Source organism: Dryocola boscaweniae (genome assembly GCF_025215095.1).
Taxonomy (GTDB): domain Bacteria; phylum Pseudomonadota; class Gammaproteobacteria; order Enterobacterales; family Enterobacteriaceae; genus Dryocola; species Dryocola boscaweniae.
Map to the genome: position 1 here is coordinate 158952 of NZ_JALHAP010000080.1, position 19886 is coordinate 178837.

The following is a 19886-nucleotide window of genomic DNA, read 5'->3' on the forward strand; positions in this document are numbered from 1 at the left end:
TTCTCAATCAGGAGTTAAGCCTGAACAGGCTAACCAGCTCGTTCAGATGATGACCTTTGCCACGCAAATCCTGAGCCGTCTGTTCGGTACGCGCAACGCGTTCGGCATTGATATGCGTGGCTTCGCCAATTTGCACCATCGCAATATTGACCTGCCCGATACCTGCCGATTGCTCGTGCGAGGCGCTATGAATTTCGGTGACCAGCAGGTTAATCTGGTCGATGTGCGTGATAATTGACTCCATTGCCAGCCGGGTTTGCTCAGAAAGCTGATGACCTTCAGCGACTTTATCAAGCGTATCAACAATCAGCCCGTCGATTTCTTTGACGGCGTTGGCGCTGCGGGCCGCGAGGGCACGCACTTCCTGCGCGACAACCGCAAAACCTTTCCCGTGTTCGCCTGCGCGCGCGGCTTCAACGGCTGCGTTCAGGGCGAGAATGTTGGTCTGGAAGGCGATGGATTCAATAACGTGCGTGATATCCGCAATGCGCTGCGACGCCGTTTTGATATCGTTCATGGTCGCTACGGCGTGGGTGACGGTGCTACCGCCCTGGTGTACGGCTTCTGCGGTGTTGCTCACCAACTGTTTAGCCTGCGAAATATTCTCGGCATTTTGTTGAACGGTAGCGGCGATCTGCTCCATGCTGGCGGACGTTTCCTCCACGCTGCTGGCCTGCTTGTTGATTTGCGCGCTGATTTCTTCGCTGTCCGCCGCCAGAGCATCGGTCCCCTGGCCGATATCGCCCGCCGCCAGGCGCACCTGCATGACAATTTTCTCGATTCCCTTGCCGATGCCGTTAATGGCCTGCATCAGTTGCCCAACTTCGCCATGGCGATCGGTATGAAGCGTGACCTGTAAATTACCGGCAGCGTAATGTTCCGCAACGTTAATCACTTCACGCAACGGACGGCTCAGCCAGCGGCGAATGATTACCACGAAAAAGATCGCAAAGGCGAGTGCAAGCGCGATGCCCAAAGCTAAAAACTGATTGCGCATCGTGGTCACGGCGTTTAACAGCGTAGGTTTATCCACTTCACCGACAACCGTCCAGTTCCAGCCCGGTAAGCGGCTGAACGCCATGATAGAGATGCTGCCGTCAGCCGTAGTGCGCTCGAACGTACCGTTCCCGGTCGTCAGTAACTGCTTTTGCGTGGCGTCATCCCATGCAGGGCGTTTGCCTTCATCGCTGCCGTGGAAAAGATAGGTACCGTAATTCTTACCCACTGAGCCATCCAGGACGTAGAAATGACCGCTGCTGCCCAGGCGACGACTCAATATTTTCTCACGCATGACCTGCCAGGAAGCGGTGATATCAACCCCGACGAACAGGATGGCTATGGTATTGCCAGCGCTGTCTTTAACGGGCTGATACTGTGTGATGTAGCGTTTACCAAACAGCGTTGCGAGGCCGCGATAAGTTTCTCCATGGCTGACTTTCTGCCAGGCCGGGCTCGCCCTGTCCAGAACCGTACCAATGGCGCGGTTGCCGTCTTCTTTGCGTAACGAAGTGGCAACCCGCACAAAATCTTCGCCGCTTCGTACAAATAGCGTTGAAATGGCTGACGTTCGGGCCAGGAAATCATCCGGTATGGCGTTGTTTTCGTGGAGGGAGCGATCGCCTGCCATTAACAGCGGCACGTTAAGGCCGTTGATTGTCTGGGGCTGACTCTCATCGCGTGAAAGCGGCTGTGGCAGGAAGCTGTTGAACAGACGAGTGTAGTTTTCAACCTCCGCGCTCAGGCTGCTGTCAAGCATTTGCGCCATATCGCTAACGCCGCTGACCTGATTGTGCAAATCTTCGAGCGCCAGAGATTCAAGCTGCTGGCTGGCGCGATGGCTGAGTGCGAGAGTAAAAAGAAGAAAAAGGAGCGCAACGCTAAAACCGGTAAGCAGCGAAAGTTTCGCGCCGAGTCCCGGATGTCTTAATATTTTTATCATAAATACAGCCTGGTGAAGGAATCCGTGATGCACCTTCAACGGCAGACGGGCGCTAACATTTAAACATCAAATGTAACTAAATATTAACCAAAGATTTGACTGGGATCATGGAGTGGTTGTTTTATGATCGATAAAGCCGCGTCGGGCGCGGCTTTAAAGCAGGGAGGAGGCGCAATCAAAGCTATGCGTAAAGAATCGCCTGTGCGCGCCAGCTATCCGCCTGGTGGTTTTCCTGCATCTGAATAATGCGGTAATAAGATGCGCCCTGTTCATCTGCTTTCAGGGCAATCATTTTTTCCACGTCCTGTGCGCTACCGGCAATGCCATTGACGGAAATCAAGCCGATTTCATTCAACCCGGTAACGCGGTCCGCAGCGACATCTTCCGCCGATTGGGCAGCGGTGGTAATCAGCCCCACAGACAACAGTAATGAGGTTAAGGCTAGAGATCGTTTCATTGTCAGCTCCTTTATAAACATTTCCTGGTCAACAACAGGGCATTCCTTCGCTTAACTGAATCCCGTTCCTGTTCCGATGGGGAGATTCATTGTGCATAAGAAACAATAAAACGCCGAAAAGCTGTGTAAATATCAATAAATAAGCAGCATCAGGATCTCATTTTCGATACAAAATTGCCTGCGCGTACCATTGTCCCGGCATGACCGTTTCGTCATTCAGAATGATGAGATAATAATCCGCCTTTGCCGCTGCAGCTTTTGCTTTAATCACGGCTTCCGTATCCATTGGGGAACCGCGCTCCAGAGCTGTAACCGTGCCAATTTTCGTCAGCCCCTGCGTTTGTGAGCGCTGAATTTCCTGCGGATGCTCCGTAACCGGCGGCGCAGGTTGCGGCGTTCCTTGCAGTACGCTACAGGCGCTGAGCGTCGTTGCGAGTAACAGGGCTGATAACAATCGCATGGTGTTTTCTCGTTTCTTAATAGCCATAGTGTAGTTCCGGGTAAAAGCTGTGAAGAGGGAATGTTCCCGTTCTGTTATCTTCACCGCGCTTTTGAATAACTTTCAAATGAAAACCGTAGGCTGGATCTCATCATTACAATAATCCATTCGCGTGATTTTCTTGCTCCTCGCAATCCCTTGTCTTACAACAAGGGTTCACAGCGAATCGGGGGAAAGAGCAATGGTAGAAATTTATACACAACAACTTGCGGGAATCGAGGTTTTACACGCAGTGCCTGCGGGACAGAAACAAAATGCGCTTCCCACCGTTTTGTTCTACCACGGCTTTACCTCATCGAAGCTGGTTTACAGCTATTTTGCTGTTGCTCTGGCGCAGGCGGGAATGCGTGTCGTAATGCCGGATGCACAAGGTCACGGCGCACGTTTCAACGGCGATGAAAATGCACGCCTGCAGCAGTTCTGGCCCATCCTCAAAACAAGTATTGATGAGTTTGCCCAGCTTCGACAGGCGCTAATGGATCAAAAGCTTATAAGAGAAGGGAAGTTTGCCGTGGGGGGCGCGTCAATGGGAGGCATGACGGCGCTGGGCATTATGGCCCGTCACCAGGAGGTGCGCTGCGTTGCCTGCCTGATGGGGTCTGGCTATTTTTCGACGCTTGCTAAAACGCTCTTCCCGCCTCAGGAGCAGCAGTTTGATGAAATCCTCGCCATGATTGCGGAATATGACATCAGCCATCAGCTTGAGCGTATTGGCGATCGCCCGCTTTTGCTGTGGCATGGCGAAGAAGATGACGTGGTGCCAGCCGTTGAAACCTGGCGGCTCCAGCAGGCGCTTATTCAACAGGGCCTGGATAAGCATCTCACCTGCCTGCGGGAAGCCGGCGTGAAACATCGCATCACCCCTCCGGCGCTTGATGCTGCCGCGCAGTTCTTTGCTCAACATTTATAAGCGGGTCTTCAGACCAGGCTTCCAGAAAAAAGCCCCCTTTCGGGGGCAAGTCAAACGTTGGCTTTCTATGTCGTTGTGGCATTCCTGGTGTTAACGCTGTTGAAACTTGTTACCTGTAAATATCTGCGCTGACATGCATATTGCCGTTGCTACCGGGTTCTCTCATTAATAGGGTGCGGTAGTATTTTGCGCCATGCCGGTCCGCATCTTCATTAATAGCCAGCTCAGCCTCCTGCTCGGTTGCAAAATTATGGTTGATGTAAATCACCCCAAGGCTCTGTACATCATCCATATTTCTGGCGACTTTGCTGTCTATCTTGATTGCCGCCGTCGCATTTGCACATAGCAAAAATGCAGCGACAAAGGCGTAAGCGATAGTTTTCATAATGCGCTCCACTACAACAATATTTTCGGTGGTCGTCGCTCCTGTTAACGTTTCGTGGCGGCCTGTTAAATAAGTGTAACCTGTTGTCGTTGAATAAAAAGTGACCATTTCTGTTGGTCTTCTTCAAAATTTTTTAGTAACGCAGGGTAACTTTATAAATTTCACGGTGTTAGCAGGGCGCTTATTTGTTAGCCACCATGCAAAAGAATTAAATTGCTTTCAGCCTTGAGTTTATTGGGCCTCGCTTGTATTATGGCGCGTCAAATTTTCAGCCGCACACAAACACGTTCCTTGCCTCCATGGGCCGCGGTTGACCCTATCAGGAGGCTGAATAATCCGTAAGGAGCAATTCGATGCGTCATTACGAAATCGTTTTTATGGTCCATCCTGACCAGAGCGAACAGGTTCCGGGTATGATCGAACGTTACACTGGTGCAATCACTGCAGCAGAAGGTACGATCCACCGTCTGGAAGACTGGGGCCGCCGTCAGCTGGCTTACCCAATCAACAAACTGCACAAAGCTCACTACGTTCTGCTGAACGTTGAAGCTCCGCAGGAAGTGATTGATGAGCTGGAAACAAACTTCCGCTTCAACGACGCCGTTATCCGTAGCATGGTTATGCGCGTTAAAAACGCGGTTACCGAAGCATCTCCAATGGTTAAAGCGAAAGACGAACGCCGTGAGCGTCGCGATGATTTCGCTTCTGAAACCGCTGATGATGCAGATGCTGGGGATTCTGAAGAGTAATTTCTGATGACGGCAAACCGCCTGGTGTTGTCTGGCACAGTGTGCAAGACGCCCCTTCGCAAGGTCAGCCCGTCAGGAATTCCTCATTGCCAGTTCGTGCTTGAGCATCGTTCTGTGCAAGAGGAAGCCGGTTTTAACCGGCAGGCATGGTGCAGAATGCCAGTTATTATTAGCGGGCACGCACACCAGGCCATTACTCACAGTATAACGGTCGGCACGGTACTTACGGTTCAGGGCTTCATCACTTGCCATCAGGCAAAAAATGGGCTGAACAAAGTGGTATTGCATGCCGAGCAGATTGAATTGATAGATTCTGGAGACTAGCCATATGGCACGTTATTTCCGTCGTCGCAAGTTCTGCCGTTTCACCGCGGAAGGCGTTCAAGAGATTGACTATAAAGACATCGCTACGCTGAAAAACTACATCACCGAAAGCGGTAAGATTGTCCCAAGCCGTATCACCGGTACCCGTGCAAAATACCAGCGCCAGCTGGCTCGCGCTATCAAACGCGCTCGCTACCTGTCCCTGCTGCCGTACACTGATCGTCATCAGTAATCGGGCACGGTCCATTAATACGACTTTGAGAGGATAAGGTAATGCAAGTTATTCTGCTTGATAAAGTAGCAAACCTGGGTAGCCTGGGTGATCAGGTTAACGTTAAAGCGGGCTACGCTCGTAACTTCCTGGTACCACAGGGTAAAGCTGTTCCTGCTACCAAGAAAAACGTTGAATACTTCGAAGCACGCCGTGCAGAACTGGAAGCTAAACTGTCCGACGTTCTGGCAGCTGCTGAAGCTCGCGCTGCGAAGATCAACGCACTGGAAACCGTTACTATCGCGTCTAAAGCAGGCGACGAAGGTAAACTGTTCGGTTCCATCGGTACTCGCGACATCGCTGACGCTGTAACTGCAGCAGGCGTTGACGTGGCTAAGAGCGAAGTTCGTTTACCGAACGGCGTTCTGCGTACCACCGGCGAGCACGAAGTGAACTTCCAGGTTCACAGCGAAGTCTTCGCTAAACTGACTGTAAACGTAGTTGCTGAAGCGTAATTTACGCTGACGTATACGTTAAAACGCCGGCCTCGCGCCGGCGTTTTGCATTTCAGGAATCAGTTAAAATTACTGGGCGCGCAGGAAGCTGCCGTCGGGTTGACGTGTAAATAAAATCTCCCCGCCGCTGCCCGAATCAATCGTTAGCCCCGTCACTACCCCGTTCGCATTCTGACGAATTTTCACCATCTGCCCGGTTTGTAATGTGCTTAGCGGCTTGCCGTCGCCCTCTACCTGCGCCATCGCATAAACGTCCGCCGGTGGGAGATTATGGTCGCGGAAGAGCTGCGCCATAGTCTGGCCTGATTCCACACGATAAGAACGCCATTGCCCCTCAATATCGTTATTGGTATTGGGAACAGGAGCCTGCGTCTGCGGCTGATTTTCAACTTGTGAAGGCGCGACCGGCGTTGCTGGCGCGGCAGTAGTCGGCGGATTTACCAGCTCGGCATGCATCGGCGACTGGGATTCAATCGATAGATGCGCATCCCGTGAGACAGGACGAGTCGTCTCATCAGCGGTTGGCCACAAAAAGCCGGCAACCACCACGAGGGCGGCAATAATAATGCCCCGGCGATGCAGGGGCGGAAGCGGATCCATCAGCCGGAAATGTTCAGGTGCGTGCCAAATCCGCGCCAGCCAAGGTTTAACAGCGAATCGCATCGGCAACCCTCCTCATAGTCACATAATGTGCAATGTACATTTCCCCACTCCATTATAGAACGCTAACTGTTTGATGCCGTGAGCAAACCAGCTTTACGTGACGCTCAACCGCAATTTAACGCTTCGCGATGCCATTGTTCCCGTTTCGTCCGCATTTGTCACCTTTGGGGCTTTTGCATTTTACCCGGCTAGTTGACGCTGCTATGCTGCATGCCTGCTTTTAAACACCTTAAAGGAAAATTCATGACAACCCCTTCTTTTGACAGCGTCGAAGCGCAAGCAAGTTACGGTATTGGTTTACAGGTTGGTCAACAACTGCGTGAATCTGGTCTGCAGGGTCTGCTGCCAGAAGCGCTGGTCGAAGGCCTGCGTGATGCGCTGGAAGGGAATGCCCCGTCAGTTCCGGTTGATGTTGTTCACCGCGCGCTGCGCGAAGTTCACGAGCGTGCCGATGCCGTTCGTCAGGAACGCCAGAAAGAAATGGCCGTTGAAGGCGTGAAATTCCTTGAGGAAAATATCAAGAAAGAAGGCGTGAGCAGCACCGAATCTGGTCTGCAATTCCGCGTTCTGACTCAGGGTAGCGGTCCAATCCCATCCCGTAAAGATCATGTCCGTGTGCATTACACAGGCAAGCTTATCGATGGCACCATTTTCGACAGCTCCGTACAGCGCGGCGAACCGGCTGAGTTCCCGGTAAGCGGCGTTATCGCAGGCTGGATTGAAGCTCTGACCCTGATGCCGGTTGGCTCTAAATGGGAACTGACTATCCCGCAAAACCTGGCCTATGGCGAGCGCGGCGCTGGCGCATCCATCCCGCCGTTCAGCACTCTGGTCTTCGAAGTGGAACTGCTGGAAATTCTGTAAGCAGACCAACAACCCCGCTCAGGCGGGGTTTTCGTTTGGCTGTTAACAAATAAGCGTGATTTTATCTTGCATATGCCCCCGTTCCGGGTATTTCTGTGAGGCTCATCGCGTTTACTGGGTGATATCGCACTCAAATCAAACAAAAAATTAACATGTTGCTTGTCATCAATATCCAACCCGCCGATTCTTACCTGGTATCGATGTGCTTTGTGAAAGCAGCATCACACCAAACATAACGTTTTAAGGGCCAGAAGAGCCCGAACACAACAGACAGGTACAGGAAAATAAGACATGGTAGATCAGATAAAAGTTGCAGACGTAGCTGAGGCTCCGGCTGAACAATCGCTGCGGCGCAATTTAACAAACCGACATATTCAGCTTATCGCCATCGGTGGAGCTATTGGCACCGGCCTGTTCATGGGCTCCGGTAAAACCATCAGCCTCGCCGGCCCGTCGATAATCTTCGTCTATATGATAATCGGCTTTATGCTGTTCTTCGTGATGCGTGCGATGGGCGAGCTGTTGCTTTCCAATCTTGAATACAAGTCATTTAGCGATTTTGCCGCCGATCTGTTAGGCCCGTGGGCCGGCTATTTCACCGGCTGGACGTACTGGTTCTGCTGGGTTGTCACCGGTATGGCGGACGTAGTGGCGATAACCGCTTACGCGCAGTTCTGGTTCCCCGGCCTTTCGGATTGGGTCGCCTCCCTTGCCGTGGTGGTAGTGCTGCTGAGCCTTAACCTGGCTACCGTGAAAATGTTCGGGGAGATGGAGTTCTGGTTTGCGATGATCAAAATCGTCGCTATCGTCGCCCTGATTGTTATCGGCCTGGTGATGGTGCTGACTAGCTTCCATTCGCCGTCCGGCGTTGAGGCCTCTTTCAATAACTTATGGAATGACGGCGGCTGGTTCCCTAAAGGTCTGAGCGGCTTCTTTGCCGGCTTCCAGATAGCGGTATTCGCCTTTGTGGGTATTGAGCTGGTTGGGACAACGGCGGCGGAAACTAAAGACCCGGAAAAATCGCTGCCGCGCGCAATCAACTCGATCCCGGTTCGTATCATTATGTTCTACGTATTCGCGCTGATTGTGATTATGTCGGTCACGCCATGGAGTTCCGTAGTGCCGGACAAGAGCCCGTTCGTTGAGCTGTTCGTGCTGGTGGGGCTGCCTGCCGCCGCAAGCATCATCAACTTCGTGGTGTTAACTTCCGCAGCTTCTTCGGCTAACAGCGGCGTGTTCTCAACCAGCCGCATGTTGTTCGGCCTGGCGCAGGATGGCGTGGCGCCAAAGGCGTTCGCTAAGCTTTCTAAACGTGCCGTTCCGGCAAAGGGCCTGACGTTCTCCTGTATCTGCCTGCTGGGCGGGGTGGTAATGCTTTACGTTAACCCGGATGTGATCGCGGCCTTTACCATGATCACCACCGTGTCGGCGATTCTGTTCATGTTTGTCTGGACGATTATTCTTTGCTCGTATCTGGTGTACCGCAAGCAGCGCCCACAACTGCATCAGAAATCTATTTATAAGATGCCGCTTGGCAAGCTGATGTGTTGGGTTTGCATGGCGTTCTTCGTGTTCGTCATTGTGCTGCTGACGCTGGAAGAAGATACCCGTCAGGCGCTGATCGTCACGCCGCTGTGGTTTGTGGTGTTAGGTTTGGGCTGGATGTTTATCGGCAAGAAACGCGTAGCGGCTATGCGGAAGTAACTGCGACAGGTTTACCGTAACCCTCTCCCCCGGGAGAGGGTTGGGGAGAGGGGCGCTACAGTGGCAGGCTTATTATTCGCCGGCTAAAGCCCGCGGGAACAGCACGTTGTTCTCAAGACTAATGTGATTCATCAAATCATCAATCAGCTCATTAATGCCGTTATACATCGCTTTCCAGGTGGTACAGGCTTCCGGCGGCGGCGTCACGTTGTTGGTGGTGTGTTTGATGACTTCCAGAAGTTCGCCTGCGTCATCATGCTCGCTTTCCATCACGCTAATCGGACCGTTCGCCTGTGAGCCCATGCCGTTTTTAATCATCGGGAACAGAATCTGCTCTTCCTTCATCATATGGCTGCTCAGTTCCTGATGCAGCATGGTGAGATACTTCGCAAGGCCTTTCGGTACGTTTGGTTTATCCGCATGCACGCGTTCAACTTTTGTGGCCTGAAGAATAAGCTCCGGTAGCTGTTCGCGATGCCTGTCGTGGTAGCGCACGATAATGTGATCGATGATTTCGGCAAGAGGCGCGGTGCGCCACTCTTTCTCAACGGGCTCTTCGGCAAGAGCGGCCAGTTCGGCCTCAATGGCATCCAGATCTAATTCTTTGCGGGTCGCTGCGCGTTCAAGCGTTTGTTTGCCGCCACAGCAGAAATCCAGGTCCAGTTTGCGGAACAGCGCAGAAGCACGCGGAATGGTTAAAGCCAGTTCACCTAAGGGTTGGTCGCGGAAGGCCATGAACGTTTACCTCATCATAGAAAATATAAGATGCATATTAAATGCATCTTTAAAGAAAGGCTATGACTCTTTTGAGGTAGCGCGCTATTTATCCAGCGCAATAGCGGCGTCGGATACCTTGTGTTTTCGAGGCCTGGTTAGTACCGCCAGCACAACGCCGATGACCAGACAAAGGATGCCCAGCAGCGTCAAAACCGGCGGCCAGCTTTGACGCAGCATAAAGGTATAGGCAAGCCCGGCCAGGGTTTCAAAGACAATTAATGGACCGACAATAACGGTCGGCAGGCGCTGACAGGCGATGTTCCAGCAGAGATTTCCAAGCCATGAACACAGCAGGGCGATAGCGAGCATCAGCGTAACGAACACTTCCGGCCGCGGCCCAAAAGGCAGCGCGAAGTCAGCATTGCTTCGTGCCATAAAAAAGCAAACGGCGATATATCCCAGCAATGAAAAAGGCAGAGTTGAAAGCCCCTGCGCGGTGGCCCACATCATTGGATTTTTATCTGGATTTTCACGCAGCCAGCGCGCATTTCTTAACGCGTACCACGCCCAGCAGGCAACCGAAACCAAAGCCAGACAGATGCCGCTCGCATAGCGCCACCAGCTAAAGCCGAACTGGCCATTGCGTAATTCAGCGGTATTTACCATTACTAGCCCAATCGCGATGATGACCAGGGCAGGAGCCAGCCGTCGCCACGGTAATTTACCGTCGCGCTTGCTGTAAAGCAGGTTGGCAAAAACGGGGATAACTACCGGCAGCGTGCCGATAATCATTGTCGAAACAGGCGCGCCGGTGCGTTGAATCGCGCTTGCAAGGCAGACGTAATAAATCAGGTTCCCGACGGTTGAAAGCCCGAGCGCTGTAAACCAGTCTTTGCCGCTAAGCTGGCGCAGGCGTTGCCGCCCAAGGTAAGCCAGCGGAATCGCAATTAGCCCAAGCGCCAGATAACGCCCGGTGGACTGTAACGCCGCAGGGTAATCCGGCACGATAATTGGGCCGACGAAAATCAGCCCCCACATCAGCCCCGCCGTCAAAGCATACAGCACGCCAGTTAACATCTTTCACATCCGGTTAGTTCTTTGCGTGAAGTGTAAGGACGGGGAAAAGGCGTGTATTGTACCAGCTTGCGGTTTAGCTAACGGCTGACCTGTTTTTGATAGCGACCGGGCGTGATGCCGTAGCGCCGGGCGAAGGCGCGCGTCAAATGCGCCTGATCTGTTAATCCGCACATCGCCGCCACCTGCGCGGCGGGGGTTCCGTTACTCAGGAACAGCTTGGCATACCACAGGCGGTATGCCATCAGCATCTGATGTGGCGTAACGTGGAAATGGGCTTTGAACTGGCGCTGAAAGTGATATGGACTGAGCGATACAACGACCGCCAGCTCATCAAGCGTCACCGGATGCATGTAGTTTTCGTGTAAATACTCGCGAATTCGTTCAAAGCGATGCGCTGCTCCCTGCGACCCGGCGGGTTGATGGCGCGCGTAGGGCCGAAACGTGTCGATGAGATTGAACAGCAAGCCTTGTTGGGCGAGCGAGTCTTCCGTGCTCCATAAGCCGTTAATCAATTCTGCAATCTGACGTGAACGCAGCGGATCGTGATTTACCGCCTCGCTAAACCACCAGTTGCGCTCGCCGGTAATCGCTTCGAGCATGTCTGGTTCGAGATAAATCATGCGGTACTGCCAGCCGTCGACGGTCGCCGCTTCTCCGGTATGCAGTTCGTCGGGATTCATCATTATCAGCGAACCCGGGGCTGCCACGTGCTGCGCTCCACGGTAGCGGAAACGTTCAGCTCCCCATGTTACGGTGCCGATACCAAAGGCTTCATGCGTATGAGGTTCAAAGGCATAGCGTGAAATATGGGCATGATAAAGCTCCACGCCGGACAGTTGCGACAGGTGCCGGAACTGGGCGCAGTCTTTTTCATCATTGAATTGTTCAGGAACGCCTTGCACGTTAACTCCCCCGTACGGACACCCCATTAGTATAGGGATGCCCGCGTTTAACGGATAGTTAACAATTACAGCGCGGACAGCGCGGCGCGAACGCTCTCTTCAAGCGTGGTGGTCGGACGACCAATCAACTGGCTGAGCTGACGACCGTCATCGAACAGGCCGCCTTTGGACGCACCGATATCAGAGTTCGCAAGCATTGCCGCCAGGCCTCCGGGCAAACCTGCCCCCAGCAAAGCGGCTGTAAAATCGGCTTCCGCCAGATTCTGATACGCCACGGTTTTTCCGCTTTGTTTGCTGACTTCCGCCGCCAGCTCCGCCAGCGTCCAGCCGCGATCTCCCGCCAGTTCGTAAACCTTGCCTGCCTGGTTATCCAGCGTCATCACTTTAGCCGCGGCGGCTGCATAATCCGCACGGGAAGCCGAGGCGATTTTTCCCTCTCCGGCACTACCAATAAATACGCCGTGTTGCAGGGCTGGCGGCACGCTAGCGATATAGTTTTCGGTATACCAGCCGTTGCGCAGCAATACGAATGGAATACCGGAATCCTTTAACATTTTCTCGGTTGCGACATGCTCTCCAGCCAGCCCCAGCGGCGAGCTATCCGCATGCAGCAGGCTGGTATAAGCGATAAGCTTCACGCCCGCCGCTTTAGCCGCTTCAATCACGTTACGATGCTGTACCGCACGCTGGCCGACTTCGCTTGAGGAGATCAACAGCAGTTTTTCCACGCCAGCCAGCGCCTGCTGCATGGCGGCTTGATCATTGTAATCTGAAGCGCGCACCTGCACGCCGCGCTCAGCGAGGTCGCTCACTTTTGACGGCGAACGGACAATCGCCAGCAGATTTTTAGCTTCAACGCTCTGGAGTAAATCTTCCACAACAAGTCGGCCCAGCAGGCCGGACACACCGGTAACAGCAATCATGATTAAACGCCTTAGTGTTTTGGGACAGTTGTGTCACACTAGCACCCTAACTAACTTTAAGTAAGTACGAACAAAAAGGTAAGTATGAAATGAGTGACACCCTGCAAAGCGCGCCGACGTTAACCGAGCAGATGCGCAACGGTAATCTGTTTGCGGAGAAGTGCCCGTCGCGGGATGTGCTAAAACATGTCACCAGCCGCTGGGGAGTGTTGATTCTGGTAGCGCTGCAGGAAGGTACGCATCGCTTTAGCGATCTGCGCCGCAAGATGGGCGGAGTGAGTGAAAAAATGCTCGCGCAAACGCTGCAATGGCTGGAGGCCGACGGTTTTGTGAATCGCAAATCTTACCCCGTCGTCCCGCCGCATGTGGAATACAGCCTGACGCCGTTGGGACATGAGGTTGCTGAGAAAGTCGCCGCGCTTGCCGACTGGATAGAAGAGAATTTGCCGCAGGTGATGGCGTCCCGCGAACGGGACGCCTGATACAGCCAAAGCGATGGATGGCGCTGATGTTTATCCACCTTACAAAACCATAATTCGTATGTCGGATAAGCAACGCGCCATCCGACGTTTGAGATGAAACTATTTACTCAGATCGAGCTGATAAAGGGCAAAGCCAATATCGTCATTGCCGACTTTTTGCATCGGGTACTGCGCTTTTTCTTTAATAAACGCCGCCGCTTTCTCCCCGGGCGAGGTTTCAAAGCGGACGTCCAGCTTTTGCTTGCTGTGAACGGGCGCAAGGCGCCAGTTGTTATCCGCCGCCGGGTGAATCTCTTTCTGAGCGCTTATCCAGTTAGCCAGCACCGAGCGGTTTTCATCCGGTGAAGCAAAGGCTATATGGCTGTCGCCGGTTCCGGCAAACTTGCCGCCGTAGGCGCGATAGTTATTGGTTGCCACAAGGAATGTCGCGTTCGGGTCGACTGGTTTGCCTTTAAACGTCAGCTCTTTAATGCGCTCGGCTTTTGGATTCACCATCTGGCATTCACCGTCGTAACGCGCCGGCTGTGAAACATCAATCTGATAATTCACGCCGTCGATAACATCGAAATTATAGGTACGGAAATCGTCCCAGTTGATGAGTGACTGTGGTTTGCTGCTGTTGACATCAATCTGATTAAACTGCCCGGCTGAGCACTCCAGCCACTCTTTCACCTCTTTACCGCTCGCTTTCACTACCACCAGCGTGTTCGGATAAAGGTATAAATCCGCGGCGTTTCGGAAGGTGAGCTGGCCTTTTTCGACTTCGACAAAGCTTGCCGGATCGTTCTTGCGCCCGCCGACTTTGAAGGGCGCCGCGGCAGACAGCACCGGTAGATTCGCCAGATCCGGGTCGCCCTGAATAAATTTCTCGACGTAGGCTTGCTGTGCATTATTCACTACCTGAACCGTCGGATCGTCCTGTACCAGCGCCAGGTAGCTGTACATATTGTCTGCGGATTTGCCGATGGGTTTGCTGACAAAATTACGCGTGGCGTTGTGATCGTGTTCGAGTACTTTCACCAGCTTTTCGTCTTCCGCAGCCAGCGATTTTTTCGCTACGCTGTCATAGATTGGGCGAGCCTCCGCTTTGCTGCTGACGACTTTCCACTCGCCGCCGTCGTTATTAAGCACTAAATCCACTACACCGAGATGGTCGCCCCACATGCCCGGCATCACTGCGGGGATGCCGTTAAGCGTGCCTTTCTTGATATCCGCGCCTTTGACGTTAGCGAAATCTTTTCCCGGGAAGACGGCGTGCGCATGACCGAACAGAATGGTATCGACGCCCGGCACCTCGCTGAGGTAATAGACGGAGTTTTCTGCCATAGCGTGATACGGGTCGCTCGATAATCCGGAGTGGGCAACCACCACCACTAAATCAGCGCCTTTTTTGCGCATCTCCGGCACGTAGCGTTTCGCCGTTTCGGTGATGTCCTGAACCGTCACCTTGCCGTCCAGATTCGCTTTGTCCCACGTCATAATCTGTGGTGGCACAAAGCCGATATAGCCAATGCGCAATGTTTGCGTCTTGCCGTCTTTATCTTTGACCTCGGTTTCTTTGATTAAGTAAGGCGTAAACAACGGCTTGTTGGTTTTTGCATCGATAATATTGGCGTTAACGTACGGGAATTTTGCGCCCGCCAGCGCCTTATGCAGGTAATCCAGGCCATAGTTGAATTCGTGATTACCCAGATTCCCTACCGCATAATCCAGCGTATTAAGCGCTTTATAGACGGGATGGATCTCACCTTCTTTCAGCCCTTTCGCCGCCATGTAATCGCCAAGAGGACTGCCCTGAATCAGGTCGCCATTATCGACCAGCACGCTGTTGACGGCTTCATTGCGCGCGGCATTGATTAAACTTGCCGTGCGTACCAGTCCAAATTTTTCGGTCGGCGTATCTTTGTAGTAATCGAAATCCATCATGTTGCTGTGCAAGTCGGTGGTTTCGAGAATACGCAGGTCGACCGTTGCCGCGTTCACGCTGGCTGCAGTCAGCGTGGCAAGCAGGGTTACGCTAAACTTGATCATGATTAAGGTCCTTTTTTCGAGGTACGCCACAAAAGGCAATGAATTTACAGTTTGTTGCTTACAAATTTGTGAAGTCTGCCAGAAAACGGGGCGATGAAACCGGAATCGCTTCACAGATAGCGCATCAGGACGCAATGAGATATAACTAAAACAATAAGTTATTCGCGCGGTGCAGCGTACAGCGACACAATATGAGGTGGAGAATGTTAGAGCAAATTTGCCAACTGGCACGAGAGGCGGGAGCCGCCATCATGCAGGTTTATGAAGGGGAAAAACCGCTGGAGGCGACCCAAAAATTGGATAATTCGCCAGTGACCGCCGCGGATATCGCAGCTCACACTATTATCATCAACGGGTTACAGACTTTAACGCCGGATATTCCGGTGCTGTCGGAGGAAGATCCGCAAAGTTGGGAAACCCGTCAGGGATGGAATCGTTACTGGCTGGTGGATCCGCTGGATGGCACTAAAGAGTTTCTTAAACGTAACGGCGAGTTCACCGTCAACATTGCGCTGATTGAGAAAGGCAAAGCCGTGCTGGGCGTGGTTTACGCCCCGGTACTGAATGTTATGTACAGCGCTGCCGAAGGTAAAGCATGGAAAGAAGAATGCGGCGTGCGAAACCAGATTCACGTGCGTGACGCCCGTCCTCCTTTAGTTGTGGTCAGCCGATCGCATGCCAGCAGCAACGGCGAGCTGAAAGAATATCTCCAGCAGATGGGAGAGCATCAGACTACCGCGATTGGCTCTTCCCTGAAGTTCTGCCTGGTGGCGGACGGCCAGGCGCAGCTTTATCCGCGCTTCGGGCCAACCAATATCTGGGATACCGCAGCAGGCCACGCCGTTGCGGTAGCGGCCGGCGCCCACGTCCATGACTGGCAGGGCAAGCCGCTTGACTATACCCCGCGCGAGTCTTTCTTAAACCCAGGCTTCCGGGTTTCTATTTACTGAGTAATTCCTGCAGCAGGTTCATTACCTGCTGCACGTCTGCCTGCGTCAGCGAGCCATCTTTGGCGTACTGAATACGTCCGTTTTTATCCAGCACCACGATTGCCGAGCCTCCGTCTTCCAGTTGCCAGGCTTTTTTCGCCACGCCGTTGCTGTCCACCACAAACTGCGACCATGGATACTGCTTTTTATTGCTCTCAATGCTGCTGCGCACAAACATACCGGTGCCCACGATAGCATCGTCAGTATTAACGACGGTTGTTGTCTGGTAGCGATCGTGCGGGAATTTCGCGGCTTTGATGGCTTCAATCAGGCCGGCATTCTTCTCCTTAGCGCTGGAGCGCCCGGCAATATGCTGCAGCACTCGAACTTTTCCGGTGAGCTGCGCGCTATTCCAGTTTTTATAGCTAAACTTATCGTTACTGAGAACCAGCTCGCCTTTGTCGGCAATACCAACCGGAGCGACGCGTTGGTTTTTCTCAAAATTATGCGCTGAAGCCATCAATGGCAGCAGCAAAGCAGTAAGCGCAAGCGTAGCTCGCAGGGTCATGGTTGACTCCTTGTTTTATACAGGAAATTTTGCAGGTGATCGGACCACTTGGCCCTGACGCTTTAAGCATAAGTGCTATATAGGCATCTGTCCCGCAACTTGAATGCCAGTTTGCGGGCGAACGCACATATCCTCGCTTTTTGAACGCTTAAACTAAATTTTCTTAACATTTGCAAAGAATACTCTGAGAAATTGTCATCAAACGGTAAATAAGGTTATGCAAACTAGGTGTCGGTTTGTATATGGACTATAGTTTTCGGGCACCAAATTTTTCGCCTCGTTTTGTCGGACCAAATGTGGAACCGCAGGGGCGTTAACACTGCAGGAGAGAAAAAAGAATGAAAATTTTCCAACGTTACAACCCGCTTCAGGTGGCGAAGTACGTAAAAATCCTGTTCCGTGGACGGTTGTACATCAAGGACGTTGGCGCTTTTGAATTTGATAAGGGCAAGATTCTTATCCCAAAAGTGAAAGATAAGCAGCATTTATCCGTTATGTCTGAAGTAAACCGCCAGGTTCTGCGTATGCAGGCGGAGATGGCTTAAAGCCACAAAGCGTTACGAAGTAAAACGGCCCCGATGGGGCCGTTGATGTTTCTGGGGTTTGCACAGCGTATTTTATACCGCGTTTTGTTCTTCAGCGTCCGGCAGCTTCGGAGCTAGCGGGTTCGGCTTATTGTCGATACGCGTCACCAGAAGCTGATCGATACGATAATTATCGATATCCACCACTTCAAACTTATAGCCGGAGAACTTCACCGAGTCGGTACGTTTCGGGATTTTGCGCAGCATAAACATCATAAAGCCGCCGATGGTTTCGTAGTTGCCCGACTGCGGGAATTCGTCGATATCCAGCACGCGCATCACATCGTCAATTGGCGTACCGCCTTCAACCAGCCAGGAGTTCTCGTCACGGGCAACGATTTGCTCTTCCATGCCCTGGCCCACCAGGTCGCCCATCAGCGTGGTCATAACGTCGTTTAACGTGATGATGCCGACCACCAGCGCATACTCGTTCATGATTACCGCAAAATCTTCACCCGCCGTTTTGAAGCTTTCAAGCGCTTCGGAGAGCGTCAGCGTATCCGGCACAATCAGCGTATTGCGCAGATGCACGCCGCTGTTCAGCGCCATGCTCTGATTGCCCAGCACGCGGTTCAGCAGCTCTTTGGAGTCCACATAGCCGACGATATGGTCGATATCCCCGTTACAGACCAGGAATTTGGAATGCGGATGTTCGGCGATTTTGTTCTTCAGGCTTTGCTCTTCTTCGTGCAGATCGAACCAGATGATGTTCTCGCGCGAGGTCATGGACGACGGCACGGTACGAGATTCCAGCTCAAACACATTTTCAATCAGCTCGTGCTCCTGTTTGCGCAGTACGCCTGCCAGCGCACCGGCTTCAAACACGGCATAAACGTCATCGGAAGTGATATCGTCGTTGCGGACCATCGGCAGTTTGAAAATGCGGAAAATGACATTTGCCAGGCCGTTGAAGAACCACACCAGCGGACGGAAGATAAACAGGCAGAAGCGCATCGGGTTGATGATTCGCAAAGCAACAGATTCAGGCGAAATCATACCGATGCGTTTCGGGGTGAGGTCAGCAAACAGGATGAACAGACTTGTTACAAGGGTAAAGGAGATAATAAAACTAAGCTGGTCGGCCATTTCCGGTGAGAAGAAGCGCTCCAGAATCATTTTGAAAGCCGGTGAGAACGCCGCGTCACCAACAATACCGCCCAGAATCGCTACGGCATTCAGGCCAATCTGCACCACGGTAAAGAACATGCCGGGACTTTCCTGCATCTTCAGCACGCGTTGCGCGTTAACGTTGCCCTCATCAGCCAGCAGCTTGAGTTTGATTTTGCGGGAAGCGGCCAGGGAGATCTCTGAAATAGAAAAGAACGCACTGACAGAAATAAGAAGAAGTATCACTAAAATACTGTTTAACATAGTTTATCCGGCCTTTGAGACCAGATCCTCGGAAGGGAAAGTTGAAAATCCATGGGGTCATACATAAAAAATGCTGGCCGCTCTCGTGAAGCATGTCAGCAATTTCAACGCGTAGTATAGCTTAAGGGTGGGAGGGGCTGCTACTGGGTAAATTTTGGGCTGTTTTTGAGCGACTTACTGATTCAGCAACGGTATTTGTTAAGTCTGAGGAAAAATTTTCTTTTCCAGCGAGCAGGGCGGATAAGCCTGAGCCATCCGCCACAAAATCAACTCAACCCTCAGGCGGTAAACAAACCCCAATTCCGCCAATGCCGCAATATCCGTACGGATTTTTATGCAGATACTGCTGGTGGTCATCCTCTGCGTAATAGAACGGCCCGGCGTTGGCTATTTCGGTGGTCACCTGACGATTATCGCCTGCCAGCGCCATGGCATCCTGGAAGCGCTGAAGGCTTGCGCGCGCCGCTGCGTCTTGTTCCGGGGTAAGAGGGTAAATACCGGAGCGGTATTGCGTGCCGACGTCGCCGCCCTGGCGCATGCCCTGAGCCGGATCGTGATTTTCCCAAAATACTTGCAGAAGCTGTTCGTAGCTCACGACTTTCGGGTCGTAAACCACGCGTACCGCTTCCGTATGGCCGGTCTGGCCGGTGCAGACTTCTCGATAGGTAGGATTTGGCGTATATCCCCCTGCATAGCCAGCAGCGGTGCTATAGACGCCAGGCACTTGCCAGAACAAACGTTCAACGCCCCAGAAACAACCCATCGCAAAATAAGCGATTTCCATGCCGTCTGGTACATTAGTCATCGAGTGTTCATTTACGGCGTGCAGAGTCGCAACCGGCATCGGGGTGTTACGGCCAGGTAACGCTTCGGACTGCGCAACGGGATGGGTCTTCTCGAATAATTTCATCAGTGTTTGATCTCCCGATATCGGCAAAAGAGGTTACAACCGCTGTACGGTTGTAACGTGGCGTGTAATTGCAGACAATAACCACGCTTTATGAGACTACAGTACTTATAAGAATTATTTGGGTCTTTGAGCAGTTTTCAACCCTGATTGTTGGGGTTTTGTTAAACCGCGG

The 19886-nt window shown here is 52.5% G+C and carries 23 protein-coding genes; 10 read left to right on the top strand and 13 right to left on the bottom strand.

The genetic code is table 11. The features are described 5' to 3' along the window. Positions 1-7: 7 nt before the first annotated feature. From MUA00_RS14785 to bsmA, 3 genes are all read right to left on the bottom strand, one after another. Entirely contained in the window at positions 8-1939 is a 1932-nt protein-coding gene (locus MUA00_RS14785; RefSeq protein WP_271123791.1) for a methyl-accepting chemotaxis protein, read from the bottom strand. 181 nt (positions 1940-2120) lie between these two features. Further along, complete coding sequence (locus tag MUA00_RS14790; protein WP_121266844.1) at positions 2121-2396, bottom strand: YdgH/BhsA/McbA family protein; 276 nt, start codon at positions 2394-2396, stop codon at positions 2121-2123. A 157-nt stretch (positions 2397-2553) separates the two neighbouring features. Then, a complete protein-coding gene (bsmA, locus tag MUA00_RS14795) occupies positions 2554-2883 on the bottom strand; it encodes a biofilm peroxide resistance protein BsmA (protein ID WP_271123792.1) in 330 nt (109 codons plus the stop codon). A gap of 193 nt (positions 2884-3076) precedes the next feature. Here bsmA and yjfP point away from each other — a divergent pair, with 193 nt between their 5' ends. Further along, positions 3077-3805, top strand: coding sequence for an esterase (gene yjfP, locus MUA00_RS14800; RefSeq protein WP_271123793.1), 729 nt, complete (start codon positions 3077-3079; stop codon positions 3803-3805). A gap of 109 nt (positions 3806-3914) precedes the next feature. On the opposite strand, the gene yjfY is transcribed toward yjfP, so the two are convergent. Then, the gene (yjfY, locus tag MUA00_RS14805; RefSeq protein WP_271123954.1) at positions 3915-4190 is read right to left on the bottom strand and encodes a DUF1471 family protein YjfY; all 276 of its coding nucleotides are present in this window, start codon (positions 4188-4190) and stop codon (positions 3915-3917) included. A gap of 353 nt (positions 4191-4543) precedes the next feature. On the opposite strand from yjfY, the gene rpsF reads away from it, so the two are divergent. From rpsF to rplI, 4 genes are read left to right on the top strand one after another with little or no spacing between them, the layout of a single operon-like run. After that, positions 4544-4939 carry a 30S ribosomal protein S6 gene (gene rpsF, locus MUA00_RS14810; RefSeq protein WP_271123794.1) on the top strand — a complete coding sequence of 132 codons (396 nt, stop codon included), beginning with the start codon at positions 4544-4546 and terminating at the stop codon, positions 4937-4939. Positions 4940-4945: 6 nt separating this feature from the next. After that, on the top strand, positions 4946-5263 hold the full coding sequence (gene priB / locus MUA00_RS14815) for a primosomal replication protein N (RefSeq protein WP_167609871.1): 318 nt from the start codon (positions 4946-4948) through the stop codon (positions 5261-5263). A 4-nt stretch (positions 5264-5267) separates the two neighbouring features. Beyond that, complete coding sequence (gene rpsR, locus MUA00_RS14820) at positions 5268-5495, top strand: 30S ribosomal protein S18 (RefSeq protein ID WP_000135199.1); 228 nt, start codon at positions 5268-5270, stop codon at positions 5493-5495. A 41-nt stretch (positions 5496-5536) separates the two neighbouring features. Next, positions 5537-5989, top strand: a complete 453-nt coding sequence (gene rplI / locus MUA00_RS14825; protein WP_271123795.1) for a 50S ribosomal protein L9 — start codon at positions 5537-5539, stop codon at positions 5987-5989. 69 nt (positions 5990-6058) lie between these two features. Here the strand turns inward: rplI and MUA00_RS14830 are convergent, their stop codons facing one another. Beyond that, on the bottom strand, positions 6059-6658 hold the full coding sequence (locus MUA00_RS14830) for an OapA family protein (protein WP_271123796.1): 600 nt from the start codon (positions 6656-6658) through the stop codon (positions 6059-6061). 237 nt (positions 6659-6895) lie between these two features. Between MUA00_RS14830 and fklB the strand changes: the two genes are divergently transcribed. Next, on the top strand, positions 6896-7516 hold the full coding sequence (gene fklB, locus MUA00_RS14835; protein ID WP_271123797.1) for an FKBP-type peptidyl-prolyl cis-trans isomerase: 621 nt from the start codon (positions 6896-6898) through the stop codon (positions 7514-7516). 291 nt (positions 7517-7807) lie between these two features. Further along, positions 7808-9220, top strand: coding sequence for a D-serine/D-alanine/glycine transporter (gene cycA / locus MUA00_RS14840; protein WP_271123798.1), 1413 nt, complete (start codon positions 7808-7810; stop codon positions 9218-9220). Positions 9221-9292: 72 nt separating this feature from the next. Here the strand turns inward: cycA and ytfE are convergent, their stop codons facing one another. The 4 genes from ytfE to MUA00_RS14860 all read right to left on the bottom strand — a co-directional run bounded on the left by ytfE (position 9293) and on the right by MUA00_RS14860 (position 12839). Further along, on the bottom strand, positions 9293-9955 hold the full coding sequence (gene ytfE, locus MUA00_RS14845) for an iron-sulfur cluster repair protein YtfE (protein ID WP_271123799.1): 663 nt from the start codon (positions 9953-9955) through the stop codon (positions 9293-9295). Between the two features lie 84 nt (positions 9956-10039). Continuing rightward, a complete protein-coding gene (locus tag MUA00_RS14850) occupies positions 10040-11014 on the bottom strand; it encodes a DMT family transporter (RefSeq protein WP_271123800.1) in 975 nt (324 codons plus the stop codon). Between the two features lie 77 nt (positions 11015-11091). Beyond that, positions 11092-11916 carry an AraC family transcriptional regulator gene (locus MUA00_RS14855; protein WP_271123801.1) on the bottom strand — a complete coding sequence of 275 codons (825 nt, stop codon included), beginning with the start codon at positions 11914-11916 and terminating at the stop codon, positions 11092-11094. A gap of 65 nt (positions 11917-11981) precedes the next feature. Then, positions 11982-12839 carry an SDR family oxidoreductase gene (locus MUA00_RS14860; RefSeq protein WP_271123802.1) on the bottom strand — a complete coding sequence of 286 codons (858 nt, stop codon included), beginning with the start codon at positions 12837-12839 and terminating at the stop codon, positions 11982-11984. A gap of 89 nt (positions 12840-12928) precedes the next feature. On the opposite strand from MUA00_RS14860, the gene MUA00_RS14865 reads away from it, so the two are divergent. Then, positions 12929-13321, top strand: coding sequence for a winged helix-turn-helix transcriptional regulator (locus MUA00_RS14865; protein ID WP_271123803.1), 393 nt, complete (start codon positions 12929-12931; stop codon positions 13319-13321). 99 nt (positions 13322-13420) lie between these two features. On the opposite strand, the gene MUA00_RS14870 is transcribed toward MUA00_RS14865, so the two are convergent. After that, entirely contained in the window at positions 13421-15352 is a 1932-nt protein-coding gene (locus MUA00_RS14870; RefSeq protein ID WP_271123804.1) for a bifunctional 2',3'-cyclic-nucleotide 2'-phosphodiesterase/3'-nucleotidase, read from the bottom strand. 203 nt (positions 15353-15555) lie between these two features. Here MUA00_RS14870 and cysQ point away from each other — a divergent pair, with 203 nt between their 5' ends. Further along, positions 15556-16302, top strand: a complete 747-nt coding sequence (gene cysQ, locus MUA00_RS14875; RefSeq protein WP_271123805.1) for a 3'(2'),5'-bisphosphate nucleotidase CysQ — start codon at positions 15556-15558, stop codon at positions 16300-16302. Here the strand turns inward: cysQ and MUA00_RS14880 are convergent. Continuing rightward, a complete protein-coding gene (locus tag MUA00_RS14880) occupies positions 16292-16849 on the bottom strand; it encodes a YtfJ family protein (RefSeq protein ID WP_271123806.1) in 558 nt (185 codons plus the stop codon). The genes cysQ and MUA00_RS14880 overlap by 11 nt on opposite strands. Before the next feature lie 338 nt (positions 16850-17187). Between MUA00_RS14880 and MUA00_RS14885 the strand changes: the two genes are divergently transcribed. After that, the gene (locus tag MUA00_RS14885) at positions 17188-17394 is read left to right on the top strand and encodes a DUF1107 domain-containing protein (protein ID WP_121266826.1); all 207 of its coding nucleotides are present in this window, start codon (positions 17188-17190) and stop codon (positions 17392-17394) included. A gap of 72 nt (positions 17395-17466) precedes the next feature. On the opposite strand, the gene MUA00_RS14890 is transcribed toward MUA00_RS14885, so the two are convergent. Continuing rightward, on the bottom strand, positions 17467-18804 hold the full coding sequence (locus MUA00_RS14890) for a hemolysin family protein (protein ID WP_271123807.1): 1338 nt from the start codon (positions 18802-18804) through the stop codon (positions 17467-17469). 271 nt (positions 18805-19075) lie between these two features. Further along, complete coding sequence (msrA, locus tag MUA00_RS14895) at positions 19076-19714, bottom strand: peptide-methionine (S)-S-oxide reductase MsrA (protein ID WP_271123808.1); 639 nt, start codon at positions 19712-19714, stop codon at positions 19076-19078. Positions 19715-19886: the final 172 nt, after the last annotated feature.

Bases quoted from the DNA above. Each gene is read 5' to 3' on its own strand.
- MUA00_RS14785 (WP_271123791.1), bottom strand. From the start codon at position 1,939: ATGATAAAAATATTAAGACATCCGGGACTCGGCGCGAAACTTTCGCTG.
- MUA00_RS14790 (WP_121266844.1), bottom strand. From the start codon at position 2,396: ATGAAACGATCTCTAGCCTTAACCTCATTACTGTTGTCTGTGGGGCTG.
- bsmA (WP_271123792.1), bottom strand. From the start codon at position 2,883: ATGGCTATTAAGAAACGAGAAAACACCATGCGATTGTTATCAGCCCTG.
- yjfP (WP_271123793.1), top strand. From the start codon at position 3,077: ATGGTAGAAATTTATACACAACAACTTGCGGGAATCGAGGTTTTACAC.
- yjfY (WP_271123954.1), bottom strand. From the start codon at position 4,190: ATGAAAACTATCGCTTACGCCTTTGTCGCTGCATTTTTGCTATGTGCA.
- rpsF (WP_271123794.1), top strand. From the start codon at position 4,544: ATGCGTCATTACGAAATCGTTTTTATGGTCCATCCTGACCAGAGCGAA.
- priB (WP_167609871.1), top strand. From the start codon at position 4,946: ATGACGGCAAACCGCCTGGTGTTGTCTGGCACAGTGTGCAAGACGCCC.
- rpsR (WP_000135199.1), top strand. From the start codon at position 5,268: ATGGCACGTTATTTCCGTCGTCGCAAGTTCTGCCGTTTCACCGCGGAA.
- rplI (WP_271123795.1), top strand. From the start codon at position 5,537: ATGCAAGTTATTCTGCTTGATAAAGTAGCAAACCTGGGTAGCCTGGGT.
- fklB (WP_271123797.1), top strand. From the start codon at position 6,896: ATGACAACCCCTTCTTTTGACAGCGTCGAAGCGCAAGCAAGTTACGGT.
- cycA (WP_271123798.1), top strand. From the start codon at position 7,808: ATGGTAGATCAGATAAAAGTTGCAGACGTAGCTGAGGCTCCGGCTGAA.
- ytfE (WP_271123799.1), bottom strand. From the start codon at position 9,955: ATGGCCTTCCGCGACCAACCCTTAGGTGAACTGGCTTTAACCATTCCG.
- MUA00_RS14850 (WP_271123800.1), bottom strand. From the start codon at position 11,014: ATGTTAACTGGCGTGCTGTATGCTTTGACGGCGGGGCTGATGTGGGGG.
- MUA00_RS14860 (WP_271123802.1), bottom strand. From the start codon at position 12,839: ATGATTGCTGTTACCGGTGTGTCCGGCCTGCTGGGCCGACTTGTTGTG.
- MUA00_RS14865 (WP_271123803.1), top strand. From the start codon at position 12,929: ATGAGTGACACCCTGCAAAGCGCGCCGACGTTAACCGAGCAGATGCGC.
- MUA00_RS14870 (WP_271123804.1), bottom strand. From the start codon at position 15,352: ATGATCAAGTTTAGCGTAACCCTGCTTGCCACGCTGACTGCAGCCAGC.
- cysQ (WP_271123805.1), top strand. From the start codon at position 15,556: ATGTTAGAGCAAATTTGCCAACTGGCACGAGAGGCGGGAGCCGCCATC.
- MUA00_RS14880 (WP_271123806.1), bottom strand. From the start codon at position 16,849: ATGACCCTGCGAGCTACGCTTGCGCTTACTGCTTTGCTGCTGCCATTG.
- MUA00_RS14885 (WP_121266826.1), top strand. From the start codon at position 17,188: ATGAAAATTTTCCAACGTTACAACCCGCTTCAGGTGGCGAAGTACGTA.
- MUA00_RS14890 (WP_271123807.1), bottom strand. From the start codon at position 18,804: ATGTTAAACAGTATTTTAGTGATACTTCTTCTTATTTCTGTCAGTGCG.
- msrA (WP_271123808.1), bottom strand. From the start codon at position 19,714: ATGAAATTATTCGAGAAGACCCATCCCGTTGCGCAGTCCGAAGCGTTA.